14 protein-coding genes are annotated in these 20179 nt (G+C 46.5%); 2 read left to right on the forward strand and 12 right to left on the reverse strand.

What is annotated here, in order from left to right; genetic code table 11:
* The first annotated feature begins 83 nt into the window (after positions 1-83).
* Entirely contained in the window at positions 84-344 is a 261-nt protein-coding gene (gene rpmB / locus HMPREF3190_RS00865) for a 50S ribosomal protein L28 (RefSeq protein ID WP_449674061.1), read from the forward strand.
* 177 nt (positions 345-521) lie between these two features.
* On the opposite strand, the gene HMPREF3190_RS00870 is transcribed toward rpmB, so the two are convergent.
* The 3 genes from HMPREF3190_RS00870 to rpe form a co-directional block, all read right to left on the reverse strand.
* Entirely contained in the window at positions 522-1241 is a 720-nt protein-coding gene (locus HMPREF3190_RS00870) for a zinc ribbon domain-containing protein (protein WP_066779363.1), read from the reverse strand.
* 166 nt (positions 1242-1407) lie between these two features.
* Positions 1408-2613: a cysteine desulfurase family protein gene (locus HMPREF3190_RS00875; RefSeq protein WP_066779749.1), complete on the reverse strand. Its 1206-nt coding sequence runs from the start codon at positions 2611-2613 to the stop codon at positions 1408-1410.
* Between the two features lie 236 nt (positions 2614-2849).
* On the reverse strand, positions 2850-3584 hold the full coding sequence (rpe, locus tag HMPREF3190_RS00880; protein WP_066779365.1) for a ribulose-phosphate 3-epimerase: 735 nt from the start codon (positions 3582-3584) through the stop codon (positions 2850-2852).
* Between the two features lie 170 nt (positions 3585-3754).
* Here rpe and HMPREF3190_RS00885 point away from each other — a divergent pair, with 170 nt between their 5' ends.
* Positions 3755-4303, forward strand: a complete 549-nt coding sequence (locus HMPREF3190_RS00885) for a methylated-DNA--[protein]-cysteine S-methyltransferase (RefSeq protein WP_066779368.1) — start codon at positions 3755-3757, stop codon at positions 4301-4303.
* A gap of 117 nt (positions 4304-4420) precedes the next feature.
* Here the strand turns inward: HMPREF3190_RS00885 and HMPREF3190_RS00890 are convergent, their stop codons facing one another.
* The 9 genes from HMPREF3190_RS00890 to HMPREF3190_RS00930 all read right to left on the reverse strand — a co-directional run bounded on the left by HMPREF3190_RS00890 (position 4421) and on the right by HMPREF3190_RS00930 (position 19944).
* Entirely contained in the window at positions 4421-5434 is a 1014-nt protein-coding gene (locus HMPREF3190_RS00890) for an NAD(P)H-dependent glycerol-3-phosphate dehydrogenase (protein ID WP_066779371.1), read from the reverse strand.
* A gap of 15 nt (positions 5435-5449) precedes the next feature.
* Complete coding sequence (gene plsY / locus HMPREF3190_RS00895) at positions 5450-6106, reverse strand: glycerol-3-phosphate 1-O-acyltransferase PlsY (protein WP_082715043.1); 657 nt, start codon at positions 6104-6106, stop codon at positions 5450-5452.
* 207 nt (positions 6107-6313) lie between these two features.
* Complete coding sequence (gene der / locus HMPREF3190_RS00900; RefSeq protein ID WP_066779374.1) at positions 6314-7633, reverse strand: ribosome biogenesis GTPase Der; 1320 nt, start codon at positions 7631-7633, stop codon at positions 6314-6316.
* A 197-nt stretch (positions 7634-7830) separates the two neighbouring features.
* Positions 7831-8673: a 4-hydroxy-3-methylbut-2-enyl diphosphate reductase gene (gene ispH / locus HMPREF3190_RS00905; protein WP_066779377.1), complete on the reverse strand. Its 843-nt coding sequence runs from the start codon at positions 8671-8673 to the stop codon at positions 7831-7833.
* 128 nt (positions 8674-8801) lie between these two features.
* Complete coding sequence (gene cmk, locus HMPREF3190_RS07510) at positions 8802-10484, reverse strand: (d)CMP kinase (RefSeq protein WP_449675927.1); 1683 nt, start codon at positions 10482-10484, stop codon at positions 8802-8804.
* On the reverse strand, positions 10468-12081 hold the full coding sequence (locus HMPREF3190_RS00915; RefSeq protein ID WP_066779380.1) for a 3-phosphoshikimate 1-carboxyvinyltransferase: 1614 nt from the start codon (positions 12079-12081) through the stop codon (positions 10468-10470). The genes cmk and HMPREF3190_RS00915 overlap by 17 nt, the downstream gene beginning before the upstream one ends.
* The gene (locus HMPREF3190_RS00920) at positions 12078-13130 is read right to left on the reverse strand and encodes a pseudouridine synthase (RefSeq protein WP_449675929.1); all 1053 of its coding nucleotides are present in this window, start codon (positions 13128-13130) and stop codon (positions 12078-12080) included. Before HMPREF3190_RS00920 ends, HMPREF3190_RS00915 begins: the two co-directional genes overlap by 4 nt.
* 7 nt (positions 13131-13137) lie before the next feature.
* Positions 13138-13923: an SMC-Scp complex subunit ScpB gene (gene scpB, locus HMPREF3190_RS00925; protein WP_066779382.1), complete on the reverse strand. Its 786-nt coding sequence runs from the start codon at positions 13921-13923 to the stop codon at positions 13138-13140.
* Positions 13924-14229: 306 nt separating this feature from the next.
* Positions 14230-19944, reverse strand: a complete 5715-nt coding sequence (locus tag HMPREF3190_RS00930; protein WP_066779384.1) for a GA module-containing protein — start codon at positions 19942-19944, stop codon at positions 14230-14232.
* Positions 19945-20179 lie beyond the last annotated feature (235 nt).

Genomic DNA, 20179 nt, shown 5'->3' on the forward strand with positions numbered 1-20179 from the left:
GAGTTGTGTCTTTATGACTTACAACTCACCTTTGGTGAGCTTCAATAAAAAAATTATTGCATAACAGCTTCAAGCATGATAAAATGCACAGGTTGTTTGTAAATTTACAAGGTTCATTTCTTGCAGAGCGCGAAAGCATGGAGTTGATTACGATGTCAAAAATTTGTGAAGTTTGCGGTAAACACCCAGTTGCTGGACGTAATGTTAGCCACTCACATCGTGTTACTGGCCGTACTTTTCGTCCTAATATCCAGCAAGTAACTATTAAAGATGCACAAGGTGACGTACGCAAAGCTAACATTTGCACAAGCTGCATGAAAGCAGGAAAGGTTGTGCGTGCATAAGCACCTCACGGTATTACTCACCGCTATCAGGTAACGCATAAACACGAAGCTTCGGCTTCGTGTTTTTTTATGGAGCGATGCATGTGCTGAGCGCTCGATGGAGGTACCACTGCGCGCGCATGCATACCACAAACAAAAATTACCTGCTGAAAGATGCAGCTTATGATAATGAGTTCTTTACTCTACCAGCAACAAACGCCCACACACAGGACAGCTACTAAGCGGAGCTTCACTGCGAAGCGCAATAGTGCGATCGTGATCGAATTGAGCACGACATACGCTACAAGCATTATTTTGGAAGCGCGATAATGCAACACCTTTATTTTTACGTGCAGCTTCTTCATAACAACGCACAAGCTCACCAGGAAGTGCAGCTAAAAGTTCATCGCGCTTATCATTTAATGTATCAACTAAAACAGCATACTCATCACGCGCTTTGGTATGAAGCGCTGATAATTGCTGCTCTTTTGTATGAATATCGCTTAACGCCGATTGAATTTTGCGAGCAAGTTCATCGGCACGCTCCAATTCAAGAAGCGCTTGCTCTTCTTCCTGATGAAGCTCTTTAATGCTTTGCTCAAGACGTTTCAGTTCTTCACTGCGAGCTGACACAATATGATAGTTGTTCGTATTCTCGTTAATCTCACTTTGAGCAGAATTTTGTTGCTCGGTAAGCGTTTTAATGCGCTCAGAGATGTCGCTTAAATGAGCTTCTATACCACGAGACGCTTGACGAAGCGTTGATTGCTTACTGACCAACAATGCAGCTTGCGCGCCTAACTTCGTGATATCTTCTTTTTCAGTATGGCCATCAAAGGCGCTGCGTGCAGCTCTGCGCTTATTGTCAAGGTCTTGTAAGTTCAGAAGTACTCTACATTGTTCAGGACTTGCATACATAACATATCCTTTCTCGTAAACGCAGGCGTGCTGTGCGAAAAACAGGTAGCAAGCATACCGAGGGCAAAATTTTCATACCTACTATACTGCGCGTAAACACAAGTGCTCTCAAAGCGCCCGCACAACTACCGCACAAGCTCAGCAGTATATCAGCGCACATCAAGCTCTAGGAAATACACTCTTTAAGCGCTTGTACGAAACGCTCAACATCCGATTGCGATGTATAGCGTCCAAAGGAAATACGCAGCGAGCCTAACGCTTCATCTCCTGACACTCCCATAGCAACCAATACATGACTGGGTTCAAGCGAATGCGATGCACAAGCCGATCCGCCCGACACACCAAAGCCTTTCATATCAAGACGCAATACGAGTGTTTCACTTTCAAAGCCTTTCACCAGCACATGCACAATATTAGGAAGGTAACTGCGCGAACGTGGCTCAACGTGGGTAGTTGGGCGTACACCCGATAACCGTGAGAGCTGTTCGTACAAGAAATCACGCATATGCAGCTGGCGTTCAAGTTCCCCTTCTTCATCAGCAGCAACAGCTTTTTCAGCTGCAGCAACAAAGCCTGCTATCCCCAGCAAGTTTTGTGTACCGCTGCGTCGAGCTCCTTCCTGGCCGCCGCCCAGCAAATACGCGTTATACGGAATGCGAGAGCGTACGTACAGCGCACCAACGCCCTTGGGGCCACATACTTTATGCGCAGCAAAACTAGCAGCATCAACGGCGCTTTCCGTAAAATTAAAAGGAATTTTGCCAAATGCTTGAACAGCATCAGTGTGAAAATACGCTTTATATTGATGCGTAATGTCTGCCAACTGTTCGATAGGCTGCAGCGAACCAATTTCGCTATTAGCACTTTGAATAGAAACCAGCACAGCGCTTTCGTCTATCACATTTTGCAAACTATCAGGCGTAATGAAGCCCTGTGCGTTGGGGTTGAGCGTAATAACATTATAATTGTGCGCTTTAAGGTATTTTGCCGCTTCTAATACCGCTTCATGTTCAATGGATGACGTGATGACAGTAGGCGTACCCTTAAAGCCTGCACGCTGTTTTTCGGCATACGCAGCACTCGCAATACCAATAAGCGCCGTGTTATCGGCCTCGGTTGCACCACCAGTAAAGATAATCTCTGACGGACGCGACGCATGCACCAAGCTTGCAAAGCGCTTGCGCAAACTTTCAAGCTGCTCAAACGCTAAACGACCCGGACTATGTAACGAGTTGGGATTCGCTTGACCTGTGCGCAGCGCTTCTTTTCCGCATACCAAATAGGGCTCCATTGCAGCGCGTGCTTCATCGCACAAAGGAGAGGTGGCTGCCCAATCGAGATAAACATAATCTTGTGAAACTGCTGTTGCCATAGTAATCCTTTTGTCTTTGTATAACACATTGTGTTGTCGCATGCTGCATACAATAATAGTATCGCGCACTGAGATGAAGCGCATCGAAACGTAGCGTGTTGTTTCGCGCGTGAAGCACGCACAGAGCGCAGTGATGTTTTTACGCAGAGTTAGCACCGTGTACATATAAACAACACCGTGTACGTGTAAGCACCGCCAGATGCAAGTACGCGTCTTATCTCAGGGAGAAAACCATACTAGTACCATGCACCACCTGCGGGTGCACCATAAACTGCTGCACCGCGGCGCTCGATTTCCTGTAACTCTGCACCCATATCATCGGCGCCAAATACCGCACTTCCGCATACAACGCGATTTGCCCCTGCACGCGCGACACGTGCAACCGTATCGCGATTAATACCACCATCAACTTCGATACATAAGTGAGAAACACCATGCTCGTTTCCCATTGCACGAATCTCTGACACACGCTGCTCTGAGCCTTCTATGTACCCCTGTCCTGAAAAGCCTGGCTCAACACTCATTACTAACACCTGGTCGAGCTGCGCAATATAGGGTTTTAAGACATCAAGAGGGGTATGAGGTTTAATCGACACGCCCGCCGCAGCGCCGTTTTCATGAATAAGCTCAATTGCAGAAATCGTGTCGCTCGCATTAAGCGTTTCAGCGTGAATCGTAACAATATCACTGCCAGCGCGCAAGAACCACGGCAGCTGAACAAGCGGATTGTCAATCATCAAATGCACATCAAGCGGAATGCGCGCAAAAGGTTTCAGCTGCTTGATAAGCGGAATACCCATCGTTAAGTTAGGAACAAAGTGACCATCCATAACATCAACATGAATAACGCGCGCGCCTGCATCTTCTATCTTCACAATATCGTCTGCCATGTGCAGAAAATCGGCTGACAATATTGACGGCGCAACACCAAAATGCGCGCAATCTGCTTTAAGCGTTTCGATAGCGTTCATGATAACCTCTCGCGTAGTTTTCACGCTTGTATTGTACCTCACTTGCTCAAAAGAGCGGTGCTCGTGCTAGAATTTAGTTTACCGTATGTTTTTGTAACACGTGCACACAGGTAATATACAGGCACAGCACTGCCTGGCTATCGTAGTTATAGAGGGAAGGAGAATTGTTCATGCTACTTCCCTACACGCGAAGTTTTTTTACGTATCGAACGCTGTATGGCCGCATCACACTGTGCGATGGTGTAAACGGCATTACTGAAGTACATTTTGGAAACGTTAACGGTGCACAAAGCGGCAACACGAATATGAGTGGCACAGGCGTTGGAGTGTATGCTGGTGCAGCACCAAACTTCCAACCAAGTGAGCGCACCAACAAAGCAGCAAACGAAATTCAAGCCTATTTATCGGGTAAATGCACAACGTTCTCCACACCCTTAGAGCTGCATGGGTCAAACTTTGATCTCCTTATTTGGAAAGCAGTACAAGATATTTCTTACGGAACAACAATGCGCATACGCGATTTACGCGCCTCACTGAAGGCAAACAACATTTCTACAAGCGCAACACATATAGGGCGCGCTCTTAACAATTGTCCGTGTCCTTTGTTCATTCCTATTCATCGCGTAGAATGTGAAGCAGGAACGCCTTTAGGCAACGCACATACCATAAACATTTATCGTGGTTTGATACAGCTTGAAAAACGATTTGCACAAAAATGATACGGTGCGAATGCGCACGTGGAGCAACATGAAAAACACTTACATCGGGCACGTGCATACGGGCAGTAATGCCTGTTCACTCTGGATAATACCATGCAAAAGCGCTTTGCATATACGTTAACGCATGCTCGGCTTATCGATAAACTCTTCTTTGAGGGGGCGCTGCAACAATTCAGCAGCAACGTCAAGAGGTTTCGCACCTTCCCACACTAATTCTTGCACTTTTTGCGCGATAGGAAGATCAAGCTGATAGCGCTCGCAAAGCAACTTGACGTTTTTGCATGCAAGTGCACCCTCAACAACCATATGCGTTTTTTCGCGAAACTCGTCAAGCGACATGCCTGCTGCCAGCGCTTCGCCAAAACGACGGTTGCGTGAGTGTTGCGACATACACGTTGCAATGAGGTCGCCCGTACCGGCAAGGCCTGTGCACGTGCGCGGATCGCCCTGCGCGTAATACACAAAACGACTCATTTCCGCAAGTCCGCGCGTCATCAACAGAGCTGCCGTGTTATCGCCACACCCCACACCATAGGAAATGCCAACAGCAATGGCAATGATGTTTTTGTATGCACCGCACACTTCAACACCTTTGACATCACGCGACGTGTATACGCGAAAGCTCGGCGAGCTAAGCGCATGCTGCACAAATTGCGCGCAGGCGGCATCGTAGGAAGCAACCACGGTTGCGCACGGAATGTCGCGTACAATTTCTTCAGCGTGATTTGGCCCTGACAACACGGCAAGACGCGAATGACGCACAAGCGCTTCTGAAAAGACTTCATCAGGTGTTTTTCCTGTTTCATAATCGATGCCTTTAAAACACAACACCACATGCATCGACGGCGTTATACACGCGGCTAATTGCTGGGATATACTTCTCATAACCTGAGATGGTGTTACTACTAATACTAACTGAGCATCACATACAACTTCGTCAAGATTGCAAGACGCCTGAATGGAGCTTGGCAGCGCAACATCGGGAAGATAGCTTGCGTTGGTGTGCTGGAGCTGAATTTCACGCGCAATTTCACTGCGGCGCGCCCACATGTGCACCTGATGCCCCTGACGTGCCAGAACAGAAGCAAGCGCACTGCCCCACGAACCCGAGCCAATAACAGCACATTTCATAATAAACTCCTAGTTTTAGCGCTGTTTAGAGCGCACGGAAAATGGTTTCTCGGTACCGTTCAGCAAGCGCGCTATGTTGCCACGATGCGCCCATACAACCGCCAGCGATCCTATGCTAAAAAAGCCAATTACCCACAGGTTGCCTGGGAAAACAGCAGCAGTCATAAAGGGGCACGACAGTGCAGCAGCGCACGATCCAAGCGACACATAGCGGCTCACAACTGCCAAAATCAAAAAGAGCATGAATTCAAGAATCCACGGCAGAGGACCCAAAATAGGCAATAAGCAGCCAAAGGCAACAGCGATGCCTTTCCCGCCTTTGAAAGACAACCACGGGCTAAAAATATGACCGAGCGTGCAGCATGCAAACGCCAATGCTTGCAGTGCAAGTTCGCTGGTTGTGTTCATAAAAGGTTCCATCGGCGCAAGATGCATAAGCGCTAAAACAGCACACGGCACAAACGCGCTTGCAAAGCCTTTTGCAAAATCGAGCAAGAATACCGCTACGCCACCGCGTTTTCCCAGCGTACGCAGAGCATTTGTGGTTCCAATATTGCCACTTCCTGAACGGCGAATATCAGTATGGTAAAACATGCGCGAAATAATCACGCCCCATGGAATACTTCCTAGGAAAAAAGAAATAACTCCGCAGATAATTGCACTTATTAGCACGCGCGCTCCTTTTACGTTTACTTTTACACTTGCATTGAAGTTTTCGTGAGCATAAGGCGTAACATCAAATTTAAGTTCTTCGTTAACGTCACGAGCACATACTCGATTAATTGATACTGTTGTTTCACGTCCGTTTTACCGTCCATAATCACGTTAGTTCTTGCGTTCACTTTCACTTCAAAGCTTTATCGCACTCAAAAACTACTACTAATCTTTCTTCTTAAACTTAAAACGCACCGGTGTTCCTTCCAAATCAAACTGCTCACGCATTCGATTTTCAAGGTAGCGCTCATAGTTGTCGTCAACCAAATCGGGGCGGTTTGCAAACAGCGTAAACACAGGAGGACACGTGCCCGTTTGAGTAATATATTTCAAGCGCAGTATGCTTTTACCAGAACTTATAGTGTGACCAAAGTGGCGTATATCCTCGAGCCATACGTTAAGCTTATTGGTAGGAATGCTGCCAGTATAATTCTGATAGGCATGATTGATATGAGCCCAAATGTTTTGGAGATTTTTTCCCGTAAGCGCAGATAGTGCGATTACAGGCGCATAGCCAACAAACATCAAGCGATCTTTGATAAGGGTGCGCACATCTTCTTTCGCTTGAGCGTCACCCACAATATCCCACTTGTTAAGAACCACAATAAGAGCACAGCCTCTATCAAGCGCAAAGCGCGCAACGCGTTGATCTTGATCGGTAAGACCAAGTGTTGAGTCGATGACCAGCAGCGCAACATCAGCTCTATCGATAGCGCGCATGGCACGCACGAAACCGTAATACTCAACCGACTCATCTATCTGACTTTTTCTACGTAAACCTGCCGTGTCAACAATCGTGTACGCTGTGCCATCATGCACGATATGCGTGTCAATGGCATCACGCGTTGTGCCAGCGATGTTCGCAACAATCGAGCGCTCTTTTCCAACCAGCTTATTTGCAAGTGACGATTTTCCTGCATTTGGACGGCCAATAATCGCAATGTTGATGCCTTCTTCTTCGGGCGTGTTGGTGGTGTCACACGGCAAAGATTTCAGCTGCTTTACCACTTCATCAAGCAAATCTCCCGTTCCGTGCCCGTGAAGAGAAGAAATGGCAAACACCTCCGGCAAGCCCAAGGAGTAAAACTCCCACAGCGCCGATTCATCGGAAGGGTTGTCAAGCTTGTTTACTACCAGGAGCACTGGCTTGTTAGCGCGCTGCAAGAGGCGCGCGACTTCTTGATCGTCTTGTTGTATGCCAACGGTACCATCGACGATAAAAATCACAAGATCAGCCTGTTCCGTAGCACAAAAAGCCTGTTCGCGTATCGAGCTTTGAAAGCTGTCGTCGCTTCCCATTTCAATGCCGCCCGTATCGACCAAACGAAAATGGAAACCGTTCCATAATGCCTGATGATACGAACGATCACGCGTTACACCACGCATTTCGTGCACGATGGCATCATTTGAGTCGGCTAATCTATTAACAAATGTTGACTTTCCAACGTTAGGACGTCCCACAACGGCAACTAAGGGTAAACTCATATAAACCTCATAACATAATCGTAGTGCTATTATAACAAAACGCACTCCCCTGCAGCTTTGCGCATGAATGCAACTACGAAACATGCGCACAAGCGCGCGGCACTATAAAATCACTATGAATATCAAGAACACACCCACATGAACAGACGCTAGCACAAAGAGCGTTTGCGAAAACTGCCATCACCATAAAAACGATATTAAGAAAGCTGTTCAAGATAGGAAATAACAGCTTCAATTTGATCTTCGGGTGTCGATGCGCCTGCGCTTACTCCCATTACCTGAATATCATCAAAGGTGCACGTATATAATTCGCTTACATGTTCAATATGAAAGACGTGTTTACAATACTGCCTGCATATATCAGCCAAACGCGTGGTATTCGATGAATTTCTGCCGCCAATAATCACCATGCCATCAACATGCTGAGCAAGCTCAGCGGCTGTGTCTTGACGCTGAGATGTAGCATCGCAAATAGTATTTTTAACTTCTACCGTAATATTGCGCTTTTGCAAATGCGCTACGATGGCATCTAAGGTTGCCTTCTGCTGTGTTGTTTGTACTACAATGCCAAGATGATCTGGCAAGTTATCTGGCAATTCTTCGATTGATGTAAGCGCATACACACATGAACATTTTTCGCGCGCACACGCTACTAAGCCTTCCACTTCGGGATGGCCTTTTTCACCTACGACAATAACGCAACCGAACTGTTCTGCAAGCTGAGCTGCTGCTCGCTGTGCACGCGATACATGTGGACACGTTGCATCAACAACCGTTGCACTTTTCTGGCTGACGGCACGCATAACCTGCGGTGTTACACCATGAGAGCGGATAACAACCGCATCGGCGCGCGTGATGTCATCAACGGAATCAATTTGAGAAACACCCTGTTTGGCAAGCTGAGACACCACTTGCGGATTATGAATTAACGGTCCAAGCGTAAACGTTTTCGTAGGTTCTTTAGCTTGTTTTAACGCTAAATTAAGCGCACGCTGTACGCCATAGCATGCACCAGCATAATGCGCCCGTATAACTTTCATGAAGCTCCTTTAACGGTATCATCATTACAGCGCGAAGCGTAAGCGCACACAAACCTTATTCATGCACACGCTCTGCTTCAGCACATAATACTTATCTCCACAGTTCATAGCATAAAGCATAACGTTGCTTATGCTTTATGTGTCACAATAGTGTTTATTACGTCATCAACGCTTCTTTGTGCAACAGGATGTTCACGAAAAACAGGCGTAAAATCGTAATCATCAGGAAATAAGGCAGGCATATCAACTTCATCAGGACTAACGCGTAATTGCAGCGCAAAAACTTCACGCATTGCATACCACGTTGCTCCTTCAAGACGCTTATCTTTGGGCAAAAAGTCGAAATCAGAGAGCAGAATCGGATTCCCAAATTCAGTAGTAATACGAGGAAAACGCACACGCGAACCTTTTTCTTTAATGCGTTCAGCATCGCGAACGCATAAGGGCAACAGCGGCGCTTTACCCATGCGCGCAATAAGTGCGGCACCACCATGAATGCGGGGCTTTTTACTGCCGCGACCACGACGCGTTCCTTCAGGCATAATACACACTGCTTCACCGTGTTTAAGTGCACGACTTGCACGCTTCACCGCAAGCATGTCTGCACTATCGCGCTTAACAGGAATAACTCCTACATGCGATAACAACCACTTAAAGATAAATGGTTTATTTTCAAAAAGCGTGTTTCTTCCTAAAAAACGTGCCCATGCGTGCGGCCAGAGCGACAAATACACAAATACCACATCGAGAAATGACGTATGATTGCTTACAACACACACGCCTGTATGCTTGTAAAGTTCACGAAAACGCTGAATATGAGCACAACGATGCCGAAATAATAGCTTCGCGATACCATATACCACACTCAGTATGATTGTTGCAACAACGGTATTGATGTGACGTTCATGAGCGGTACTGGTCATCGGCAAATCCCAACAGTGCTCATACCATCGAGCAAAACGTGATGACGTGGATGTTTGTTTGGAAGTAGCAGATGCAGACTTAGGTTCCTGAGCTGGGTTGGATGCTTGAACTTGCTTAGCTGCTTGAACTTGCTTAGGTGCTTGCTTGCAAGCAACAGATGCAGGGTCGTGCGTTTGTACGGCGGCAACAACCTCATTGCTATGCAGCGTGTTAGACACGTCATCGCGCAATGCAGGGCATGCCTCATACACATGGTTGAGAATAAGCGTCAGCACTTCTTCAAACGTTTTGTCGCTCGTATCAATACGCACAGCATCAGATGGACACACAAGCGGCGATGCTTCTCGCGTGGCATCGGTAGCATCGCGCTTGGCAAGCATATTACGAACTTCCTGTTCATCAACACTACCACGCTGCTTCTCTTGATTTTGAAGCAAACGGCGACGCGTGCGCGCTTCAAGAGATGCTGTAAGAAAAAACTTACACTCTGCATTGGGAAACACGGTTGATCCGATATCGCGACCTTCAACAACATAATTACCCAAGCTGCCAATTTCTCGCTGCTTTTCTAACAATGCAGCTCGAACACGCGGATACGCAGCTACAACGCTTACAATGCGCTCAACGCGTGCGCCGCGAATATCGTCCGTTACATCAGCCCCGTTCAAAAACACCTTGTTTTGCGGCGCAAAGCGAATAGTAGCCGTTTGCGCCAGCTTAGACACGTCTATTTCGTTCGCTTCATCAACTCCTGCCAGCAAAACAGAAAGCGCAACGCAGCGGTACAGTGCACCAGTGTCTAAGCACGAAAACTGTAAGCGGCTCGCAAGAGCACGCGCCAGCGTAGATTTACCGACACCAGAAGGACCATCAAGAGCAATTATCATGCAAAAGCCTTTCAAGGGTTATTAAAAACGACGGAAAACTAACCGAAACACATTGAGTGTTAATTATACGAAAAGGCGTGCTGCACACCAAACTTGCAACAAGCGCACACATTGCAAGTCGATGATCTCCTTGCGTATCAAACGCATGAACAGGACGAAAATGCGATTGTTGTACAGGAGAAACAGTAAGCGCACCATTACGAAAATCGGTGTGAGCTCCTAATGCAGCAAGCAAGCGCTCAATAGCAGCAACGCGATCGGTTTCTTTTGCACGCAATTCATCGACGCCAGAAAATACGCTCGGCGTGCTGGCGCGCGCTGCTAAAAGCGCAAGCATAGGCAGTTCATCAATAAGAAACGCAACTTCTTCAGCAGAAACGTGAAAACCGCGCCACGATGCACGCGATGTAGTATCAGCATTCGATTGAACATGAATAGAACCGCATGGCTCGCTTTCAAACACGCTTGGATCACCTGAGACGACAGCGTGTTCACTGGTACAGGCGGCACGGTATCCCCCCGCCTTTTCTCTTGATAGTGTCTGATTGAAACAGGCACGCTTTCCAGCTGAAACACCCTCACTCTCACCAGCACGTTTTCCAGCACCAGCGCATGCGTGAGCATCAAGTGCTTCATCGACTGCTACCAGAGCATTGTTTTCGTATTCCTCCCACGCAACACAAGCTCCTGCACGCTTAAGAACGTCTAGAAACGCGCGGCGTGTAGGGTTGAGCCCCACGTGATCGATATGCACATCGGAGCCTGAACATAGCAATGCAGCAGCAACAATAAATGCTGCTGAAGAAATATCACCTGGAATGTCATAGCGCACAGCATGCAGAGGCTGAGCACCATGCACATATAAACTATCAGCGCTTTCTGCCCAAAAACGCGCGCCAAAACCATGTAGCAAGCGCTCGGTATGATCGCGAGAGAGCTGCTTGAGCTGCACATGAGTAATACCTGGTGCATGCAATGCTGCCAGCAAAAGAGCCGACTTTACTTGTGCAGACGGGCTTTCAAGGCAGATTGTCGCAGGCGAAAGGTACGAAGGCGTCGTACGCAGCGGAAGCGTTGTTCCCGTAAGATCAATATGTGCTCCCAATTGCCGCAACGGGCGTGCTACGCGTGCCATATCACGCCGTGAAAGCGAGCTGTCGCCATGCAGAACGCACGGACGGTAAAAATTAGCGCAGATGCCGCTTATTAGACGCGCGGTCGTACCCGAATTGTTGCACTGAAGTGCTACGGGCTCGGGCAGGCAAACTTCCTCGGTGCGCAAAGGTGCGTGCGTCCACAAAAACGACGACGCGGGAATGCCCGTAACGTGACACGAATAAGAATCGGGTGCATTTGTGCTGCTTGAAGCTTCGTCTTCAATGACAGCGCCCATAGCTTCAAGTGCGGTGCGCGTGGAGGTAACATCATCGCCTGTGCTGACGTTCGTAAAATGTGAACAGCCGCTTGCGAGCGCAGCAAGCATCAAACAGCGATGCGAAATGCTTTTGTCACCTGGCATAACGCAGTGTCCGTGCAACACGTACTTCGCCAGTGGTAATTCAGTGGAACCCGTGGTGTAAAAACGCTCAAAATTCATTCGTTAACCTGGTTGCTTTCTTGATAATCGTCAGTTGGGCTTGTAGAAGCAGGCACAGCAATTCCGCCGCATGCGTACAGCTGAGCTGCAAGTGTGCTCTCAAGCACGCGATACGTTCCCCGCACAATGCCTTCAGCGCTCACAGGCCCAAATTGCTGGCGATGGAGCGCATACACCTCGTGATGCAGTGCCAAAAACATGCGCTTTACCTGGTGGTATTTGCCTTCTTTAATGGTCAATTCCACAGCGCTGAACGCTCCGTTATGCAAAGCGTGACGAAATGCTGCTTCTTGGCGCTTGTTTTTTACAACGCTGCGAAAACACTCAAGATTATAGCGTGTATAAGCCGCGCGCGCATCGGGCAAACAGCGCGCGTCAGCGGGAGCACACGTGTATCCGTCAATGGCCACGCCTTCGCGAAACGCACGTATATCCGCAGGTGAAATGTGGCCTTCCACAAGAACAATATACCGCTTCGCAACGTGATGCGAGGGATGCAACAGCGCATGCCCCAAATTTCCGTCGGTTGAAAACAGCAGCAAACCTGTTGTGTTGCTGTCAAGGCGCCCGATGGGATACAGCCCCGGAAACGCGCGCGTGTCGATGTAGTCGGCAACGCACGGGCGGCCCTGCGGATCAAGCATCGTGCTGACCACACCCGCAGGCTTGTGAAACGCAAGTGTCACAGGCGCGCTCCCCCACACAACGGCAACATCGTCAACGGTAACGGTGTCAAGCAAGGGGTGCACTTTCGATCCAAGCTCAACAACAACCTGCCCGTTCACGCGCACGCGACCAGCCGTCATGAGGTTTTCTGAACCGCGTCGCGATGCAACGCCTGCGCGTGCGAGAAATTTCTGCAAGCGCATGGGAACAACGCGCTCGGTGTTATGGGGCGTGGGAAGCGCGGTTGCGGCGGCTGCGCTGGTAGCGGTGTTGCGCCGTGCAGGAGATGTCGGAGCTGCGGGTACGGTGCCGGTAGTGGGTGCATTGCCGGTGGTGGGTGCGGCAGTGCAGCGTGAAGCGTTATCAAAACGTGAGTGATTCATGAGCGCGCTATTCCTCGTCATCAAAGTGGACTTCGATACCCTTATACGTAATGCATGACGTGTGCGGCAAAGGCTTTGCGTTCAAAGATACCGCTGCTTTACCAAGCTGTTCAGCGTTATCGCGCGATTGCGCGTGCACTGTGGGCGGTTGCACGTGATACAAGCGTAGCACGTTCTGCGCTTCCCGTGCATGTTTTTCAGGCTGCTGAACAGGCGAAACAATGCAATCATTCATTTCAAACTTCTGCTGAATGCGCTCGATAAGCTCGTCGGAAAGCGCAAAGCTGTCAAGAGGAGTCAAATCCTTAATCGTTGACAGGTTAAAATTATCTAAAAATGTTGGTGTGGTGCCCAAAAGCGCCGGATTACCAACGTCAAGCGAGTGTCCTACCTCGCATAACAGGTTGCGTTGCATAAGCGATTGCACAAGCGTATCGCTATTAACGCCGCGCAGCGAGCTGATGTGCATGCGCGTAACCGGCTGTAAATACGCCACAATTGCGAGCACTTCACAGGCTGCTTGCGACAAAGGGCGCGCATCTTCAAGCGAGAAATAGTCATAGAGCATCTGATGGTGTTGTTCGGCAGACAAAAATTGCCAACCACCCGCAAGTTCATACAGCTGAATGCCGTGGTTGTCTTCGCGCAAACGCGTCTGAAGGCTTGCCAGCGCCTGCTGAGTATCGAGCGGCGATGCGTGCGCAGCTTGCGCGAGCTCCTTCACGGGAAGCGGCGCATCTGCCAAAAAAAGCAGCGCTTCAAGTGCGCTTTCAGTTTGCGAGCACGCAGTCACGACGCCAACACCTTTCTTCCATACCTTCACAATGTTGTTTGTATTATAGACTATGCAGGCGTTCGCGTGCCGTTAGCGCTGATGATTACTCACAAGAAGCGCACCGCTTGCCACGTCCCCCCCCTTCGCCCAGCAATGCGCTTGTTGCGTGCGGGTTTTGGAGCTACGAAAACAAAAAACAGGCACGAAACATATCGTGCCTGTTATACGCGTGTAGCTGTTATGCATACACTTCTAACAAATTATCCTGCAAGCAAAACCCAATTGCGCAACGCGGAACCTGTGTGCATTGTTGGTATGCATTGTTTAACGATCTTTGCGTTCCTTGGCATACGAAGTGCGGTTACGCCTGCGCATTAGACCTGCACCTAAAGCAGAAAGCGCACCCGCAAAAACGGCATACAGCACACCGCGAGAAGCATTATCAGCTGTTTGTGGTAACGACATACCTTCTGATGGCGCATGCGTCGAAGCAAGATGCTGCGTGCGCTGAGTTGATTCACTCTGAGCACTTTCATCGTTTGGCGCTACGAGCCCACCATCATCGGCTGTCATATCAGCACCATGAGTACCATGATTGCTACTCTGTTGTTGTGTACCTGATAGAACACGTACCAGCTGCTGTGCTTCAAAACGAATTGTTGATCCATCTTTGAACGTCACTACTGCCGAGCCGTCGTTGTTCACATATACCGCTTGTTCTGGTAAACGAATAGCCGCATTAGCCTGTACCAACGCAGTACGGAGCTGCTGCTTTTCTGCTTCAGTAAGTGTCGAATTGTTAACTGGCAACGTGAGTGCAGGTAGCTGCACCTTCGTATTGGTGCTTGTTCTGTTAACAGCTACTTTTTCTATATCAACAGATGCTGTTGAACCATCAGTAAACGTAATAACAACACGTGGGATATGAACATTAACAACAATACGATCGCGTTGAATGCCTAAATGAGCATAACCTTTCGCAACAGCAGCGGTAATTTCATCTGCATCTTGAGCTGTTAATTTTTGAGTATCAAACACAAGAACGCGTTGTGTAAGCGCAGACAGTGATGACCCCACACGTTCAGCCATGGTATACACTTCCACAAGCGATGATCCAGGTATGGTTTTTGTAAGTGCTTTAGGAGGATTTCCCCCATCAAGTGCTCCTGGGAACGTTACCGTAATTGTTCCATCAGCGTCAACAGCAACATTATCAGGTGTGATACTTGGATTCGCCTTAAGGAAGTTATTCTTCACAGCGTCTTTTTCTGATTGTGAAAGCGCCTTTATGTTATTAACTTTCAATTTTTTAGGAAGCACCAACGGCGTGTTGGTAGGCGTTTTCACTACGATAGTTTGTGCAGGCTCCAGGATATCTTTAGAAGGATACTGCGCTGTATCATCAACATAGGTAATAGTTACTTTACCGTGTGCATCAACGTCAATTGACTGTATTTTATCGCTATACGCAGCATTTGCCTTTTTAACTGCTTGCTTAATGAGCTCTTGTTCTTCTGCAGAAACGCTATCAGCCTTATCAACTTTCACTTTTGGATCAGGCGCAACAGGGTCGATTGTTTCCGCTAATACCTTGCCGTCAAGCGCTTGAGATGTGTTAGTAAGTTCTTGGATTGCTGTTGTTAAATCGGTTTTGTTTGCTTGCGCGTTGGTAAGAAGATCAGCAGCAGCTTTACATGCCTTGTCAAAAGCTTCTTTTTTAGCTGGTGTAGCATACTTGTAAGCAGGCGTTTGTTTTACCGCTTCCATAGCTGTAAGAGTGCTTTGAAGCAGCGCGCGATCAACGCCATCAAGGGCTGCTTGAGCTTGTTCAAGTTGCGTTTTTGCTGCCGCAATTTCTGCAGCAGATGCGCCATTTTTATTTTTTGTTATGGTGGCTTTGGTTAATGCATCTTCAAAAGCACGTTTAGTTGTATCACTTGCATTCGTATAATTCGGTTTTTGTTTTTTCGCTTCCGCGTTAGCAATAGCTTGTACAAGCGCTAAATTATCATTGCCATCAAGTGCGCTCATCGCTTGTGCTAACTGATCTGCTGCTTGCGTAATGGCATCTTGAGAAGCTCGTTGCATAGCAAGTGTTTGCTCTGCTTCTTCTAATTTTCTATCGAAGTTCGCCTTTTTATCAGGTGAAGCGTTCGTATATGTGTACGACGCTTGCGTATTGGGGTTTTTACCTGCTAAAACATGGGCTTTATCTACTTGTTCTTGCAACTTCGAGCGATCAACAACATCGCCACCTAACGCTTCAACAGCAGCTTCGAGTGTTTCTTGAACTTGCGTTACTTCAGCAGAACTTTTATTTTCTCCTTGAGTTTTATTGAGAACTTTTTCAGCTGCAGCTAACGCGCTATCAAAATGCGTTTTCTTATCATCAGTGTTATTGATGTAGTCTTGCTTTTGTGTAAGCTTGTCTTTTTGCTGATGTACCAGCTTAACGAACGTGTCAAGTTCTTCCATCCGCTTATCAAGTGTGCGAGCACTCTCAACTGTCTTTTGAATATACTTCTTAACAAGCTCAATAGTATTCATCGTATTATCTGACGGATCGCTTTGTGCGCTCTCAATGCTATCTTTAAGCGCAGCTTTCTGAGCATCGTTTAAGTGAGGAAGAGCTGCAAGAGCTGTCAATGCTTCTTTTTTATCGTGAAGCAACTGAGCTTCTTCCACAATACCATCGATAACACGCTGCGAGGATGCAGCTTTAATGCGCTCTTTGAACTTATTAGCTTCATCGGGTGTAATGCTACCGTCGGCTTGTAAGCTGTCGATGATTTTCTGCGCGTTTACGCGAGCGTCATCGGTTTGTGCTTTCTCAACTATATCGGCAACATCATCAGAGCTTTGTGCGTGCTCAACTTTATTTTTCCATTCATCTTTTTTGCTTTGGTCAAGATGCTGTAAGTTTTGAATAGTACGTTTTGCAGAATCTTTTTCTGCCTGAAGCGATGCATTAGCGTTCGTTTGCGCATTAGTTTTATTGGTATTACCTGCTGCATTAGCTTCATTTACGGCATTATTAACGTCGCTTTCAGAAGTAGCATCCTGTACTTTTTTACGATATTTTTCTTTATCTTCAGGCTTCAGGTTATTATTATTGTTGATGCTATCAAGTGCATCTTGTTTCTTTTTATCAAGCTCTGCTTTCTTCTTATCCTCTTCGGCTTTTTGCTGTTGCTGCTGTTGCTGCTGCTGTTCCTGTTGCTTCTTTTGGTTTATAGTATCTTGCGCCTGCTGCTGTTTTTCTTTTGCAGTGTTTTGCTTATTGGTTTGATCTTGCTGCGTTTGCTTGTTGGTGTCTTCTTGCTTTTCTTGATCTTTTTTCTTTTGCAGTTCATTTATCTTTTCACGAATTTTATCAGGGTTTGTCTCTCCGTTAAGATCCTTGTCTAATTGTTGCTTCTCTGCAGGCGTTAAACCAAGGTTTTTACTTGCTTCATCTTTTTGCTTTTGGGCATCACTGTCTTGCTTTTTCTTATCAGCATCTTCTTTTGCTTTTTGAACAAGTTTATTGATGTCATCCTCATTGGAAAGGTTGTCAATATCACCCTGATGATTCTTCTTAAAATCTTCCTTGGCTTTCTCTTTGTCTGCTTCGCTTAAACCACTGTTATCAAAGATCTTGTCGATGATGCTATTGGTTTCCTGTTTTTTCTGATCTTTATCAAATGCTGGAGCGTTGCTTACAAAACAGTCATCATTACTAAGATTAAATGCTGTTTCCTGTCCATACGCGCCTTGCTTTTTTATTTCTATTCCGTTATTACCATGAAATAACGACACAATCCCCTGCGCACTAAAGTTAGATACATCAATCAGCTTTAACGTTGATCCAGCTTTATTATTCCATTTATCGAAAAATTTATAGAGCTGCATGCCGTCGCCATAACGATCACCTGTTGAATTAAATTTGTTAAGAAGACCTGGTGTGCTATTAATAAAATCACCAGTGATAGTTTGTTGTCCTGATTTGGCTTCCCAGTTGTCTTGAATAAACTGCTTAGCAAAATTATTCCAATCGCCTGGCGTAGGATTATCTTTATTAGTAATTACAATCTTGCGGATGTTATATGTATAACCATTGTTTTGCTTTTGCTCAAGTGCAGGCGCGCTTGCTTGTCCTTTGGTATATACCAGTTCGTCATACGCGATAAAACGTGAAGAATTATCCTTAAATACTACCTTTACGTGCTTATTAGCATTATCACACTCAAAGGCTGTTGCAGCACTACCTTGAAGTTTATCTTTAATGCCAGCATTAGCTGCCCACAATGCTTCTTGCACTTTTTGAATCTCTTCAGGTTTGAGAGAGTCTTTATTATCAACTGCCATACGATTAGGTGTTTTAACAATAATTTGACTATCATCTGCCAGCGGAGCACGCTTATAAACAAGCGAGCGTGCATCAATGGTATCTTGAGACGGATAATCGTCTTCATGATCTTTATACGTGATAGTGGCACTACCATCAGCATTAACCTGTATGCCTGCCATCCCGCCTTTTAGCGCATCATAAAAGCCTTTATTGCCTACATTAGCATCGTAAATATTTTTCTGAAGTTGAGAGATTTCACTTGGCTCAAGGTGTGCAGGATTACCAACTGCCATAGGCACAGGCTTATATGGCGTAAATTGTTCAGCAAGTGCAGGTTTTGCAATAATCAAATTCGCAGGATCAATCGTGCTTTGCGATTCAGGTTTAAAACGATCGTTAAATGTAATAGTTGCGAGACCTTTTTCACTCACGCTCACATCTTTTATGCTCGAAGCAATTGATGTATTGGCTTTTTTAATAGCATCTGCAACTGCGGTGCGCTCATCAGGCGAAAGTTGTGTAGTTTTCTTCACAGGAGTAAGCTGAGGATACGTAAGCAGTGTGCGCTCGTTTAAAGGCACATAGCGTTTTGTGAGTACCTCTTTGGCGATAGTGTCTTTAGATGGATAATCAAAGCTGTTGTCTTTATAGGTTACAGTAGCACCGCCATCGGCATGTATCTCAACTGCTTTTTTGAATTCCTCAAGCGTTGTTGGCGAATTTTGCAATTTGCTTAACAGATCATGATTATCTTTATTCTTTTCCCATAACAGCGAAAGAATATGAGCGCGGGCGTTTTCATCTGTCGTGCCCATCTTTTGCACTTCAAAAGGCGTGTCAGGATATGCTAACTCATACATGCTTGCATAAGGCGCAAGCGGTGCAGGCATGTCAACTTTACCTTGTGTATAATGCCAATTTCCTAATACCTGATACACACCTGCTGCAAAGCGCAAAGGTTTATTCATGTCGGTTACTTTAAGACGAAATGAAACGCTGTGTTTTACTTCTCCAGCTGGCGTCCAATTAACCAAAAGATGTTTTGTAGCTTTACTATACTCACGCGATGTATCAAGCGTATTGCCAGACGTGTTATATTGGAAATTTTCGCCTGTCATACGGCCCCACTCTTCGCTAAATTTTTGAGCCGTACTACCCTCGTTGGTCCATAAGAAACGGTAGTGTTGAGCCCATTCATCAAGCGTCATTTCAACTTTTTTAGGTGTATCACCTTTGCGCAGCGTTTCTTCTTTCGTGATATTTCCAACAAGCTCACTACCTGATGGAATAGTGCACCACCAAAATGGACGTCCTGCCCAATACTCAAAGTTATTGTTAAAGGTATACGTTACGGTATAGTAATGACCAAAGCTTTTCCTATCAGCTTTTGCTTTATCGCTTATCCCATTAACATCAGTTGGCACAACTGAGATGTCGGTATATTTTTGAGCTTTAGTTGATGAGTCGCGATTCGCGTACCGAAAACTGCCATCTGGCATATTGTAACCATTTGCCCATGAGGAACTTGGGTTGATGCTACCTGCTCCCCATGCAATAACTCCAGCAAGAGACATCGCGACCGCAGCTTGTGCAATACGTGGCACAGCAGAGGAGCTTGTTTTACGAGTGTGGTTTGTTTCGTGAAAAGCCAACGATGAATGAGCATCGTTTGTATCATACGTAGCAAAAGGCGTAGTGTGGTCTTTCATAAAAAGCTTCTCCTAAGGGTATATAGATGCATAAGTAATTTAAAAGTTAGATGTAGTATGAAGAACCTCACCCCACTATGTCAAGTAAATATAATGTACATTACGTGGTGTTTTGCTTAAAAAAGCTATCATTTGTTTGTATTTTGAAAAACACCAGTTAAAGTGGCATCTTCATAAAATGTAAACATTTATAAACGTATTTATAGATAAACGATAGTGACACGACCATACGGCG

It is taken from the genome of Umbribacter vaginalis (genome assembly GCA_001552935.1).
GTDB lineage: Bacteria > Actinomycetota > Coriobacteriia > Coriobacteriales > Eggerthellaceae > Berryella > Berryella vaginalis.

Coding starts and splice junctions, on each gene's coding strand:
- ispH (WP_066779377.1), bottom strand. CDS start 8,673: ATGAAAGTTATACGGGCGCATTATGCTGGTGCATGCTATGGCGTACAG.
- HMPREF3190_RS00890 (WP_066779371.1), bottom strand. CDS start 5,434: ATGAAATGTGCTGTTATTGGCTCGGGTTCGTGGGGCAGTGCGCTTGCT.
- HMPREF3190_RS00870 (WP_066779363.1), bottom strand. CDS start 1,241: ATGTATGCAAGTCCTGAACAATGTAGAGTACTTCTGAACTTACAAGAC.
- cmk (WP_449675927.1), bottom strand. CDS start 10,484: ATGATAATTGCTCTTGATGGTCCTTCTGGTGTCGGTAAATCTACGCTG.
- der (WP_066779374.1), bottom strand. CDS start 7,633: ATGAGTTTACCCTTAGTTGCCGTTGTGGGACGTCCTAACGTTGGAAAG.
- HMPREF3190_RS00875 (WP_066779749.1), bottom strand. CDS start 2,613: ATGGCAACAGCAGTTTCACAAGATTATGTTTATCTCGATTGGGCAGCC.
- HMPREF3190_RS00885 (WP_066779368.1), top strand. CDS start 3,755: ATGCTACTTCCCTACACGCGAAGTTTTTTTACGTATCGAACGCTGTAT.
- rpe (WP_066779365.1), bottom strand. CDS start 3,584: ATGAACGCTATCGAAACGCTTAAAGCAGATTGCGCGCATTTTGGTGTT.
- HMPREF3190_RS00930 (WP_066779384.1), bottom strand. CDS start 19,944: ATGAAAGACCACACTACGCCTTTTGCTACGTATGATACAAACGATGCT.
- HMPREF3190_RS00915 (WP_066779380.1), bottom strand. CDS start 12,081: ATGAATTTTGAGCGTTTTTACACCACGGGTTCCACTGAATTACCACTG.
- rpmB (WP_449674061.1), top strand. CDS start 84: ATGCACAGGTTGTTTGTAAATTTACAAGGTTCATTTCTTGCAGAGCGC.
- HMPREF3190_RS00920 (WP_449675929.1), bottom strand. CDS start 13,130: ATGAATCACTCACGTTTTGATAACGCTTCACGCTGCACTGCCGCACCC.